This window comes from Flavobacterium olei (assembly GCF_039749035.1).
Lineage (GTDB): Bacteria > Bacteroidota > Bacteroidia > Flavobacteriales > Flavobacteriaceae > Flavobacterium > Flavobacterium olei.
The window spans coordinates 798,988-812,077 of record NZ_JBDKWC010000001.1 but is presented as its reverse complement, the minus strand read 5'-3'; the positions used below and the strand labels follow the sequence as shown (position 1 = coordinate 812,077).

At 34.2% G+C, this 13,090-nt stretch carries 11 protein-coding genes; 6 read left to right on the top strand and 5 right to left on the bottom strand.

The window, feature by feature from the left end:
- Positions 1-55: 55 nt before the first annotated feature.
- The 3 genes from ABEB31_RS03460 (at position 56) to ABEB31_RS03450 (ending at position 1,628) form a co-directional block, all read left to right on the top strand.
- Positions 56-493, top strand: coding sequence for a lipocalin family protein (locus tag ABEB31_RS03460; RefSeq protein ID WP_347050038.1), 438 nt, complete (start codon positions 56-58; stop codon positions 491-493).
- On the top strand, positions 474-770 hold the full coding sequence (locus tag ABEB31_RS03455) for a DciA family protein (protein WP_347049945.1): 297 nt from the start codon (positions 474-476) through the stop codon (positions 768-770). The genes ABEB31_RS03460 and ABEB31_RS03455 overlap by 20 nt, the downstream gene beginning before the upstream one ends.
- A 138-nt stretch (positions 771-908) precedes the next feature.
- Positions 909-1,628: a hypothetical protein gene (locus ABEB31_RS03450; protein ID WP_347049944.1), complete on the top strand. Its 720-nt coding sequence runs from the start codon at positions 909-911 to the stop codon at positions 1,626-1,628.
- A gap of 101 nt (positions 1,629-1,729) precedes the next feature.
- Here ABEB31_RS03450 and ABEB31_RS03445 read toward each other — a convergent pair whose 3' ends face one another.
- From ABEB31_RS03445 to bshC, 3 genes are all read right to left on the bottom strand, one after another.
- On the bottom strand, positions 1,730-2,149 hold the full coding sequence (locus ABEB31_RS03445; RefSeq protein WP_012026941.1) for a nucleoside-diphosphate kinase: 420 nt from the start codon (positions 2,147-2,149) through the stop codon (positions 1,730-1,732).
- Positions 2,150-2,310: 161 nt separating this feature from the next.
- Positions 2,311-3,582, bottom strand: a complete 1,272-nt coding sequence (locus tag ABEB31_RS03440; protein ID WP_347049943.1) for an acyltransferase family protein — start codon at positions 3,580-3,582, stop codon at positions 2,311-2,313.
- 123 nt (positions 3,583-3,705) lie between these two features.
- Positions 3,706-5,295 (bottom strand): bacillithiol biosynthesis cysteine-adding enzyme BshC, encoded by a 1,590-nt coding sequence (bshC, locus tag ABEB31_RS03435; RefSeq protein ID WP_347049942.1) that lies wholly within the window; start codon positions 5,293-5,295, stop codon positions 3,706-3,708.
- A gap of 271 nt (positions 5,296-5,566) precedes the next feature.
- Between bshC and ABEB31_RS03430 the strand changes: the two genes are divergently transcribed.
- Positions 5,567-6,844 carry an MFS transporter gene (locus ABEB31_RS03430; RefSeq protein ID WP_347049941.1) on the top strand — a complete coding sequence of 426 codons (1,278 nt, stop codon included), beginning with the start codon at positions 5,567-5,569 and terminating at the stop codon, positions 6,842-6,844.
- Between the two features lie 80 nt (positions 6,845-6,924).
- Here ABEB31_RS03430 and ABEB31_RS03425 read toward each other — a convergent pair whose 3' ends face one another.
- The gene (locus tag ABEB31_RS03425) at positions 6,925-9,525 is read right to left on the bottom strand and encodes a T9SS type B sorting domain-containing protein (protein WP_347049940.1); all 2,601 of its coding nucleotides are present in this window, start codon (positions 9,523-9,525) and stop codon (positions 6,925-6,927) included.
- Positions 9,526-9,659: 134 nt separating this feature from the next.
- Here ABEB31_RS03425 and ABEB31_RS03420 point away from each other — a divergent pair, with 134 nt between their 5' ends.
- Entirely contained in the window at positions 9,660-11,861 is a 2,202-nt protein-coding gene (locus ABEB31_RS03420; protein ID WP_347049939.1) for a B12-binding domain-containing radical SAM protein, read from the top strand.
- On the opposite strand, the gene ABEB31_RS03415 is transcribed toward ABEB31_RS03420, so the two are convergent.
- Positions 11,858-12,625: an MBL fold metallo-hydrolase gene (locus ABEB31_RS03415; protein ID WP_347049938.1), complete on the bottom strand. Its 768-nt coding sequence runs from the start codon at positions 12,623-12,625 to the stop codon at positions 11,858-11,860. The genes ABEB31_RS03420 and ABEB31_RS03415 overlap by 4 nt on opposite strands.
- A 97-nt stretch (positions 12,626-12,722) precedes the next feature.
- Here ABEB31_RS03415 and ABEB31_RS03410 point away from each other — a divergent pair, with 97 nt between their 5' ends.
- Positions 12,723-13,025, top strand: a complete 303-nt coding sequence (locus ABEB31_RS03410) for a GIY-YIG nuclease family protein (RefSeq protein ID WP_347049937.1) — start codon at positions 12,723-12,725, stop codon at positions 13,023-13,025.
- Positions 13,026-13,090 lie beyond the last annotated feature (65 nt).

The window sequence follows — 13,090 nt, the reverse complement described above, 5'->3', positions numbered from 1 at the left end:
GATACAGCGGACAGCAGGAATGAGCTCCTAACTTTTAATCTGAATGAAAAATAGTATGAGAAATGGTTTTATAGTTTTGTTGTCTGTTTTATTTATAAGCTGTAAACAGGATATTAAACCTGCAGATGTTTCTAAACTAAACGGTTACTGGGAAATTGAAAAAGTAGTGTTTGATAAAGGCGAGCAGAAAGATTATAAAATGAATGAAACGTTTGATTTCTTTCAAATTAAAAATAACAAAGGTTTCCGTACCAAAGTAATGCCGCAGTTTGATGGAACATTTTTAACGACTAATACTTTTGAAAATGTTACCGTACGTTTTGCCCAAGACAAGGCTTTTCTGGATTATAAAACAGATTACACAAAATGGAGCGAAGAGATTATTTTGCTTTCTGATGATAAGCTGGTGGTTAAAAATCCACAAAAAATAGAATATCATTATAAAAAAACAGGACCAGTAAACCTATTGAATGATGGCGAAAAGAATAAATAACGAAAGTACAATTGGCGCTGTTTTACAACAGATTATTCAGGTTAACAAATTGCAGCCAGGTATGGATCAAATTGACGTGCGGGATGCCTGGAAACAACTTATGGGAAGTGGCGTGAATACTTATACCCGAAATGTTGTTCTAAAAGGGAGTACTCTTTATGTTGAATTAGGTTCTTCTGTCCTGCGTGAGGAATTGACCCATGGAAAATATAAAATTGTTAAAATGATCAATGAAGAATTGGGTCGCGAGGTTGTAAAAGATGTGATTTTACGCTGATTTATTACGTTTTTTTATAAGATTAATTTTAAAAATAATTAACACTTCTATTGTGAAGTGTTTTTTTTTGCGATACATTTGGGCGCTGCTTTTGTAAGTAACATCCTTTTAATAACTCAAAAAAACAAACAAAAAACAATGAAAAAAATTTTACTTATTTTAACTGTATTATTTGCTTTAACCAGCTCTGCACAAAAGAAAAAAGTTGCTGTTGTAGCATTTTATACGGACAAAACAATTGATTTATCTGAACTAGGTTTAAATGCAGTAGCTGCAGTTACAGATCTTGGTAATAACCCGAACTTCAACCTTAGTCCTATTTTAGAGAAATATCATGCTGCATTTTTCAATGATTATTCGAAAAAATTCCCTTTTGATCTAATTCCTGAAAATGAAGTAACTCAAAAACAAGAATATATTGCTTACGTTCCTCATTTTGATAAAGAAGGAGAGGCTGGAAAGTATATTATTAACTACCCTGGATACAAATATATTTATGAAGGAATAAATGGTTCTGCAAATGAAGTTGCGACGGCTACTATGTTTAAAGAGAATGCTGACGGTGTTTTATTTACAGAAATTCATTTTGCTGTGGTAAAAGGATTTGCTGTTGGTGGTACCGGAACTATCAAGATGAGAGCTTACGCAAGAATTGCTTTGTATGATAAAAAAGGAAAAAAAGTATTTGCGTTTAATGAAGGAGCTAATTCTAAAAAAACAGGAACAATTGTAGGTGGAATTCCTGTTTTATCTTTTGATAAGGTCTTACCAATGTGCGAAAGCGCATTAGATGAGCTTCTAAAAGATCTTGATGGAAGAATTGAGAAAATGGTAAAAAAGACTTCTAGTGATCTTTAGTCAACAATTTGTTATAAAATAAAAACCCGCTTCAATATTGAAGCGGGTTTTTATTTTATAATCTAAGTAGTCTATAAATCTTTCGATCTAAAAAGTCTGGATTAGAATTGCTCTCTTCCTGCAAAGTGGAATGCACTTTCGATAGCAGCGTTCTCGTCGCTGTCAGATCCGTGAACCGCATTTTCTCCGATTGAAGTTGCGTATGCTTTACGAATAGTTCCTTCAGCAGCTTCTGCCGGGTTTGTAGCACCGATTAAAGTTCTGAAATCTTCTACTGCGTTGTCTTTTTCTAAAATAGCAGCAACGATTGGTCCACGAGACATGAATTCAACTAATTCTCCGTAGAAAGGTCTTTCTGCGTGAACTGCGTAGAATGCTTTAGCATCTGCTACAGTTAATTGAGTTAATTTTAATGAAACGATTTTAAAGCCACCATTCGTAATCATTGCTAAGATATTCCCGATGTGTCCGTTTGCAACAGCATCTGGCTTAATCATTGTAAAAGTTCTATTTGTTGCCATTTCTATTTTTTATTAAATTTTGTGCAAAAGTATACTTTTTTTGTCAATTGATTTTAATAAAAATACATTTAAACTGCATTAAATTCGGTTTTTCGAAAGATTAAGGTCAATTGCTAAAAAATTGCGGAATTCTGCATGTCTCTTAATTGATATTCTGGTTTTTAAACTTTGAATATTAATTTGTTTCTGTAGAATATCCATAATATGAATGTCCAGATAGCAACGTAAGTAACTGCTCCTGCAAGAGAAGCCGTCATAGGATTACTGAATAAAGGTGCAATGCCAAAGCGATATAAATAATCTAAAAGATTAGTCTGCTCCTGCGGATTCGATGGATTGCCAAAACGAATCATTACCAATGCCTGAGGAATAATCTGCGAAGCAAAGAAAACAATCATTGGGTTTACACCCCAGATTACGAATAGTTTAAAACCTTTCTTGTAACCAGCAATATCAATAACGTAATATAATGCTGTGAGACAAACCGTTGCCAAACCTGTGGTATATAAAACATAACTGCTTGTCCAGATTGATTTGTTGATTGGAAAAACCAGATCCCAGATTAAACCAAGAAAAATAAGTACCGTACCGATCATTCCCATTCGTTGGGCTTTTTGTATTTTGGTCACATTTAATTGCAAAATCTGTCCGATTAAAAGACCAATAATTCCGTTGACAATGGATGGAAGCGTACTTAAAATTCCTTCCGGATCCCAGGTTTTGGTTTCGTAATACATGTGACCTTTTAGTACTACACTATCAAGCCACGTGGCAAGATTAGTTCCTCTTTCCAGATTGGCTTCACCAAATCCAGGTACTGGAACTAAAGTCATAATGGCCCAATAACCCAGAAGTAAAACAATCCCTGTTATGATTTGGGTTCTTCGGGATGCTTTCAAATATAAAAGTGAAACAACAAAATATACAATGGCAATACGTTGTAAAACGCCTGGAAGTCTCACATCCTGATAATCTTCAAAACCTCCGTATGCTAAAATCAGATAAAGAAATAATATAGTAAAAGCTAAAATATTTTTTAACCGGTTGCTAAAACTTCCCATCAGGGCATATCCAACAGCAATTGTTATCGTCAGTCTTGCAATAAGAAGCGGGATTCCATCTAAACCAAATAGTTGAATGTTTCCAAAGAAATTGAAGAAAATCCCCAGACAAAACATTCTTAACGAACGAATCAGGATTTTGTTGAATGTCGTTTCATCATACTTTTTCTCCGGCATTGCCAGTGGAACTGCCACACCCATTATAAAAATAAAAAAGGGAAAGACTAAATCTGTCGGCGTACAACCGTTCCAGTGCGCGTGTAAAAGTGGTGGATAAACATTTCCCCAATCACCGGGATTGTTTACAATAGTCATCAATAGAATAGTCAGTCCGCGAAAGACATCTAGCGAAATTAGGCGTTCTCTTACCATTTTGGTTAGTTAGTTAATAGGTTATAAAATATAATTCTATTTGGTTTGAGAGAGCAATAAGATAGAAAATGAGCTGGTTATTTGTTTCTAAATTATCACTTTTGAATTCTAAAGATAATTATTTTAGATTATTATGATGTCAAAATTATGTTCTAAGGGTTTTAATTTTTGAATTAGAATTGGAATTAACTGTTCTCCTTTTTCTAAATAAAATTCAGAAAAATTAGTTTGACGTTCCTGAAGCCCGTGATTCGGAAACAGTTCGCACTGTAAATCGGCCACCCGCTGCAATTGATCGTGCAATTTCCTTTTTTGTGCTTTTAATAAACGTTTTTCCAGCTTTTCCAATCCCTTTTTTTGTTTTACTTCCTGAGCTTTCACAGCTCCGGAGAAAGATTTGTCTGTTTTTTCTGCGAGTTCAAAAAGATACTCAAATTGTCTTTCCAGTGCCTCTCTCTGTGGCGTTAAATCTATCGGAAATGGAGAAAGTTTATGCGTGATATGACTCATCAAACTCTCGGATTTACTGAATAAATCTTTCCAGGTTAAATTTAAATTATCTGCTTTTTTAGCCTGTTTCTCAGTTGCTAAAAGCACAGAATTTCGAACTAACAAAATCGGGAATGTAATGTTTACGGCATCAAAAAATGCTTTCAATTCCAGCCAATAAGCGATTTCCCCGCCTCCGCCAATGTAACACAGATTGGGTAAAATAATTTCCTGATACAACGGACGCATAATAACGTTGGGACTGAATTTTTCAGGATTACTTTCCAGTACTTTAAAGATTTCTTCTTTAGAAAAATACATCTTAGTATTGTTGATCCAATATTTATCGTCTTCGAAAATGATTCTTTCGCGAAGCTGATCTTCAATGTAAAATAAATTTATCTCGCGGGGATTTACCTGAACGCTGTAATCCGCAAGCGATTCGATAGATTTCTGAACTTCTTTAAAGGAAGTCTGATTTTCTAATTCTTCTTTCACATAGGGAATAAAAGCGCGTTTTAAATTGGCATCATCAGCATCTAAAATCACTAAACCGTAATTTGCAAAAAGAGCATTGGCTAAAAAACGAGTGGCATCTGCCAGGTTTTCATGCTCTAAATACGCGTTTTCAAATAGTTTTTTAAGTTCTGCGGCATTGGTACTCGAACCTAATTCTTTAGAATAAACTTCAAACAAATCTTCTAATCCGGTTGTTGATAATCTTCCTACGGGACCATTGCTTTCAGCATTCCAGCGAATTTTTTTTCCTTTAAAATTGAAGTAATTTATTTCTTCAAAATCGTGGTCTTCCGTCGCCATCCAATATACAGGGACGAAATTATAAGAAGGATATTTCGACTTTAATTCTTTTGTTAAATTAATGACAGAAATAATTTTATATAAAAAATATAATGGTCCGCTAAAGAGATTTAACTGATGTCCCGTCGTAATAGTAAAGGTATTTTGCAGTGCTAAAAGCGAAATATTTTGCTTAGTTGAATCTGAAATGTCGATTTTCTCATATTGCTTCTGTAAAGTTTCAACCAATGCGATTCGGTTGTTAGAATCAAAATTAGCCGCTTTTTCAGTAATTTGTTTTTCGAAACTTTCCAGAGTAGGAAAGTTATTGTACAGCGATTTTAATTCTGGTTTCTGGTCTAAATAATCCTGCATTAGTTTAGAAAAATAACCAGAAGATTGAAAGCTGATACAGTCGGTAGGCATAATTTTAAATTTATTTTTGACAGCTGTAAATTTAATGAAAATATACAGTTAAAAATGCTTTTAACGATTGCTTATGATTTGATTTTTGTTTTTTATTTTAAACTTCCGAAAATCAAGTTCTTAAATTAGTATTATGTGTCTCTTTTTAAAATGGAATAAATACAAAATTTGTTAAAATAGAATGTGTCTTTAAAACTAATTCTCTTAAAGGTGAATTATTAATAATGAAACTATATTTTTGTAATCAAAAAAAAAGTTATATCTATTTTACATGAAAACTTACGAGAATAAGAAGAACTCTTTAAATCATGTTCTTTTTGGAAGCCTTATTGGTACTACAATTGAATTTTTTGATTTTTATATTTATGCAAATGCAGCAGTTTTGGTATTTCCGCAATTGTTTTTTCCAGGTGCAGATCCTACAATGGCTACCTTAGAATCATTGGCCACTTTTTCAATCGCATTTTTATCGCGGCCTTTAGGTTCGGCTTTTTTTGGACATTACGGAGATAAAATCGGGCGTAAATTTACCCTTGTCGCTGCTTTATTAACTATGGGGATTTCTACGGTTACTATTGGTTTTCTTCCTGGTTACGCCAGTATTGGTGTCGCGGCTCCGCTGTTGCTAATGTTGTGCCGTTTTGGACAAGGCGTGGGCTTGGGAGGCGAATGGGGCGGTGCTGTTTTGTTGGCGATCGAAAATGCACCTCCGCACAAGCGTGCCTGGTATGGAATGTTTCCGCAGTTGGGAGCTCCTATTGGATTATTACTTTCCGGCGGAACTTTCCTTTTGCTGACCGATACAATGAGTAACGAAGATTTTATGAATTATGGCTGGAGGATTCCCTTTATTGCCAGTTCACTTTTGGTTATCGTAGGTTTCTATATCAGGACTAAGATTACCGAAACCCCTTCTTTCGAAAATTCAAAAAATGAGCACGAAGAAGTAAAAGTGCCATTTCTGACTTTAATCAAATCATATAAAAATCAATTAATTTTTGGAACGCTTGCTGCTATAACCACATTTTTGGTTTTTTATTTAATGACGGTTTTTACATTAAGCTGGGCGACTTCAGATTTAGGTTTTGCAAAACGTGATTTCTTATTAATTCAAATGTTTTCGGTCTTGTTTTTTGCGGCATTTATTCCGCTTTCTGCAATAGTTGCCGATAAAATAGGAAGACGTAAAATATTGATTGTTACCACAATTGCAATTGCCTTGTTCGGATTTTTCTTTTCATATTTCTTAAACTCAGGAAGTACATTTATGGTGACTTTCTTTGTTTGCCTGGGAATGACTTTAATGGGATTTACATACGGACCTTTAGGAACATATTTATCAGAATTGTTTCCGACCACGGTTCGTTATTCGGGCGCTTCATTGACTTTTAATCTGGCAGGAATTCTGGGCGCTGCTTTTGCTCCCATGATAGCGATTTGGCTCGCAAGTACTTACGGGTTAACTTACGTAGGTTTCTATCTGACTTTTGCCGCTTGTATTTCTTTATTTTCTTTATTGGTTATAAGTCGAAAAGAGCATAAGTTTTAAAATATTTATTCTCAACAAAAAGTTCCCAAAGAAATTTATTTTTGGGAACTTTCATTTTTAAGATTAAGGGATTTACTCTTCTATCTTTTTAAAGTAAAATGTCCTCTGAATTCTGTACCGTTTAATCTTGTAACCGTAAACCAGTAATCTGAGGCAGGTTCTAACCGACCAAGATAAGTACCGTCCCACGAAGTATTTGGTCCCAATTCTTTGATAAATTTCCCGTAACGGTTATATATTTTAATTCCGGTGTTCGCTTTTAAATAAGCAAAATCAATTGTCCAGATATCATTATAACTATCTCCATTTGGAGTAAAGAATTTTGGATACGGAAGTTCATTTACCAAATTAATGCAATCTTTAGAAGTTGCTTCTAAAATATTTATTATAACTGGAATTCTGTCACTTTCGCAAGTACTTACTGTCTGAGAAGCATAATACGTGATTCCATTTTCAAGCAAAGTAGATTCTGGTAAAGTGTTTGTTGCAGAAATACTTTCGTACCACTTGATATTTTGTCCATTAATTTCAATATCATTAATTTTTGCATTTTTCTGAGTACAGAATTGCTGCGGAGATTCTGCTATCGGAACTTGAATTTCATCTATTTTTACTTTAACAGCAAATCTCTCACTTTCGCAGTTGTTCAGAGTTTGTGTAACATAGTAAGTATTATTTTGTAACAAAGTCGTTTCTGGTAAAGTATTTCCATTTGACGAAGTATCATACCATTTAAGAGATGTACCACTTATATCCAGATTTGCTAGTCTGGCAATTTCGTTACTGCAAAATTGCACATCATTATTTCCAACTGGCATAGGTGTGTCATACACATGTACTAGAATTGGCGTTCTATCACTTTCGCATGCGATGGTCTGCGATACATAATATACTTTGTTGTCCTCTAAGAGAGTTTTGCTTGGTAAAACGCTAGCAGACATATAAGTGTCATACCATTTTAGATTTTGACCAGTTACCTGAATTTCGCCCAAAGTAGCATTTTGTTTTTTGCAAAATGAAGGAGACGCTGTCTCTGTTGGTGGCGCTGGAACATTAGTTATAGTTACTTTTACGGCTAATCTTTCGGTTTCGCAATTATTTGATATTTGAGAAGCATAATAAGTTTTTCCATCTTCTAGATTAGTATTGGCAGATAGAATATTTCCATTTGTTAAACTATCATACCATTGAATTTCACTAAAATTAGGCGTTAGATTGGAAATAGTAGCATTTTGACTTGCGCAGAAAAGCTGATTTTCATCTCCTTCAGGTTTTGATGGGTCACAAGGGCTAAGTCTGAGAACAAAACCATCAGAAGTAGTAACTATTCCTCCATTCAAAGAACTTAATGAGTGAGTGGCAGGTCCGGGATCAAAATCACAATTCCAATTAAAATCGCCTAAAACATAGATGCTTTTATTTTTAATTTGAATATCTTTTACCAACGAACGATAATTAGAAATAAACATGTAAGCTTTTTCAAAATTTCGATTAGAATCAAATTTTAGTACATAACCAGATCCATATTGAATTGAGCCATTTGGATTTTCTAAGAAAAAAGAATTTGCAGAAGGATCGGCATCTACTTTTCCTGCAAAATCTCCAGCAACATATATATTGTTTTGAAAATCACTTTCAATTTTCCATATTTGAAAGTCTGCAGAAAACTGAGCGACAAAATATTCTTTTACATCCAAATAATTACCATTACTATCTAGCCATAAGATAAATTTTTGAGATGATATATTTACGACATTCGGTGAAGGGTCGACATCTATAGTGCCTTGGTAAACATTATTGGTTCCGGCTATAATAATATTTCCTTTTTTATCTATGTGAAAAGTATTTTCAGATTGCTGTAAAAGTTTTTTCTCCCAAATGACATTTGCATTGTTAGTGTTTATATTAAAAACAGTGGAAGTATAATTGCCTTGGTTGTAATTATTTAATATAGCGATAATATTCCCATCGCCTTTTGTCTTAATTTTGATATCGCTTGAACCCGGATCATCAAATATCTTTTTCCAAATAAAATTTCCTGAGTTATCTAGTTTTAATATATATTGACCAATATTATTTTGCGATTCAAATTTAACAGGCGTATTATTAATTTCAATAGTTTTTGGGTTTACAAACCAGCCACTGATGATAAAATTATTTTGATTATCGACATCAAAATTATAAATGAAAAATGAGCCATTGTTTTTTATTCTGCTTCGAGATAACTCATTTCCATTTGCAGAAAGTTTTACAATTGTATAGTAATAACTTATTTCATTGTTGACAAATTGAGAAGTTTGTAAAAAAAGATAGATATTGCCATCGCTCCCAATTTTAATATCATAAGCATATTGGCCAGATTTTAAATCTCCAAAAGTCTTTCCCCAAACGTAATTACCATTTCGGTCAAGTTTTATTAAATAAATATCTCTGAAAGGGGAAAAAGGAGTAGATAAATTATTGATAATCTGAGTGCCATTTGGCGTCGGATCCAGATCGTATGTATAAGATTGTGCCACTCCGATAGAATAGGAGTTGCCATTATCGTCAACAGCTAAGGCCTCTGCCTCATCAGTCTGTTGGTTTCCAATTTGTCTAACCCAACGTAAATCTTGCGCCATAGTTGCATTTTGGAATAAAATAGAGAACAAAATAAATGTAAAAAGTAATTTTTTCTTCATGCAAGACATTTTAATTGTTCCAAATGTAATTAAATATCCACAAAACTGAATTAAAAATTAGAAATCAGATGAATAAAATCTTTTCTCCAAAAGTTTCCAAATAACCCGTATTTTTGCAAAAAAATAATTCCCTTTTGAAAACGAAACTTTTTGTAATTACGCCACCATTTACTCAACTGAATACGCCGTATCCGGCAACGGCGTATATAAAAGGTTTTCTGAATACTAAAAATATCGAATCGGTTCAGGCCGATTTGGGTATTGATGTAATTTTGGAATTGTTTTCGAAGCAAGGACTTATTGATTTGTTTGAAGTTTCAAGCTCTAAGTTTCAAGTTCATTCTGAAATCTCAGACAATTCGAAACGTATTTTTGCTTTACAAGACGAGTACATCAAAACTATTGATTCTGTAATTCAGTTTCTCCAGGGAAAAAATCCAACTTTGGCTTTGCAGATTTGTCAGGAAGATTTTCTTCCGGAAGCTTCGCGTTTTGCACAATTGGAAGAACTCGATTGGGCTTTCGGCACTATGGGAACTCAGGATAAAGCCAAACATTTGGCGACTTTGTATCTGGAAGATATCTCAGATTTTATTGTAGAATGTGTCGATGAGAATTTTGGCTTCAGCCGATACGCCGAACGTCTGGGCAGAAGCGCAAATTCTTTTGATGAATTGTATGACGCTTTACAAAAAGAACCAACCTATATCGATTCGATTTTAATTTCGCTTTTAAAAGATAAAATTGAAATTGTAAATCCTACTTTGTTTTTAATTTCGGTTCCGTTTCCGGGAAATTTATACAGCGCTTTCAGATGTGCGCAATGGGTTAAGCAAAACCATCCTGAAATAAAAATCTCCATGGGCGGCGGTTTTCCAAATACCGAATTACGTTCACTTTCTGATAAACGTGTTTTCGAGTTTTTCGATTTCATCACTTTAGACGATGGCGAAGTTCCTATTGAAGAGTTAATTTTTAATCTTGAAAACCCAGATTATAATTCTTATAAAAGAACTTTTCTTTTAGAAAATGAAAAAGTAGTTTACAAGAACAATTCTCTAAAACACGATTACAAACAAGCTTATGTAGGAACACCGGATTACTTGGACCTTCCTTTGGATAAATATATTTCGGTTATCGAAATTGTAAATCCTATGCACCGAATGTGGAGCGATGGTCGTTGGAACAAGCTGACAATGGCGCACGGTTGTTACTGGGGAAAATGTACTTTTTGTGATATCTCTTTAGATTATATAAAAGTGTACGAACCGGTAGCGGCAAGCCTGCTTTGCGACCGAATTGAAGAATTAATAGCAAAAACTGGACAAAACGGATTCCACTTTGTAGATGAAGCTGCGCCGCCTGCCTTAATGCGCGCTTTGGCGCTCGAGATTCTAAAACGAAAACTGGCAGTGACCTGGTGGACGAATATTCGTTTTGAAAAAAGCTTTTCTAAAGATTTATGTTTATTGCTAAAAGCTTCCGGATGTATTGCCGTTTCCGGAGGTTTAGAAGTAGCGTCTGATCGATTACTGAAATTGATCGACAAAGGCGTTACTGTCGAACAAGTGGCAAAAGTAACTCGAAATTTTACCGAAGCCGGAATTATGGTTCACGCGTATTTAATGTACGGATATCCGACACAAACCATTCAGGAAACGATTGATAGTTTAGAAATGGTCCGTCAGTTGTTTGAGGCAGGGGTTTTACAGTCTGGTTTTTGGCATCAGTTTGCGTTAACGGCGCATAGTCCTGTAGGTTTGTATCCGGAACAATTTGGCGTGACCAAAAAAACAGAAACTATTGGAACTTTTGCTAATAATGATATTGAATACAGTGATTCTACAGGAATTAACCACGATAAATTTAGTTTCGGATTAAAAAAATCGCTCTTCAATTTTATGCACGGGATATGTTTTGATTATGAACTTCAGGACTGGTTCGATTTTAAAATTCCGAGAACCAAAATTGATCCCGATTTTATTTTCAATGCATTGGAAGAACAAAATGATTTTAATACAAAACCGAATGCAAAAGTGGTTTGGCTTGGCGGAAAACCTTCAGCGGAACTTTTTATAAAATCGAAAAAAGGCAGAAGCTGGGAAATGATGTCTTTAACTTTTCATGATAAAAAAGAAAGTTTTGCTATTCAAACCAGTAAGGACGAAGGCGAGTGGCTGATTTCTATCTTGTCCAAAATAACGGTTTCAAACGCTAAAAATTATACTTTTCTGGAAGTGAAAAATGATTTCGAAACTTCATTAGAAGATTTTGAACTGTTCTGGTATTCTAAACCAATAAATACCTTACGGGAGTTTGGATTGTTAGTCCTTTAATCAAACTCTAAACATTCTCCATCATTTGGAATAATTGTTTTTTCTAAAAGACCATGATCCGAAAGGACTTTCCTTAATTCCTGTCTTGTGGTCGGACAATGATTTAAAGCTTCCAGATGATTGGCAATAATTTTTCCGGGAGCAAGTGTTGCAAATTTTAATATATCGTCCATTCGCATTAACAAAGGCTGTCCGATGTCTAATCTAGCAGTTCCGCAGGCTACAATTGCAATATCAGGTCGAAGCTGCGTTAAAACTTTTTCGACATGTTCTGTAAAAACCGTGTCAGAACTTATGTAAATAGATTTCTCATTTTCAAGTTCAATTATAAATCCCATTACATTTCCCATTAATTTGGCAATAAAACCATAGCCATGAATCGCCGGAATTCCCGTTATTTTTCCGTCAAGAAAAAATTGCGGTTCCCAGTATTCTAAAGTTTGTATCACGCTGAGACCTCTCTGCACCAGAACTTTTTCGTCTTTTGCACTGCAGATTACCGGAATGCTTTTGCGGCGTAAAAAAACTTCGCCGGCTTTGTCAATATGGTCCGCATGTAAGTGCGTAATAAAACAATGTGTTACACGGCTTAATATTTCGCGGCTATTTTTGGGTAACGCCACCAACGGATTTCTTTTCGGCTTGTATCTAAAAATGGTAAAAGGAGGAAGCGTTTTTCTCTTCCCCAACATTGGGTCAACTAAAATGACATGCTTTTCTGTTTCAATAACCAAAGTGGCATTTCGCAAGTGATGTAATTTCATATCGATGAAGATTAGATATTAAAAATACAAAGTTTTTCCGAGAAAATATTGACGGAATTTTCTGTAATTTTGATTAAAATTTTTTATTGATAAATCTATGTTTTTACAAGAATGTTTTCATACCTATTTCATTTATATTTTGACAAATAAGGCTAAATCTGTTTTTTATATTGGTGTTACAGGTAATCTAAAAAAAAGATTGCAGCAACATGGTGACAATATTTTGTTGGATACCCAAACTTTTGCATCCAAATACAATGTTGAATTTTTGCTCTATTATGAAAAATTTACTTGGATTCACGATGCAATTGCAAGAGAAAAAGAATTAAAAGGTTGGAGAGATAAGAAATTAGCCTTGATTAAAATTATGAATCCTAATTTAGAATTTTTGCAGTATTAATTTAATAACTTTATATTCTAAAAGTCCAATTTGTCATCCTGACGAAGGAAGGATCTCCGCAAGTA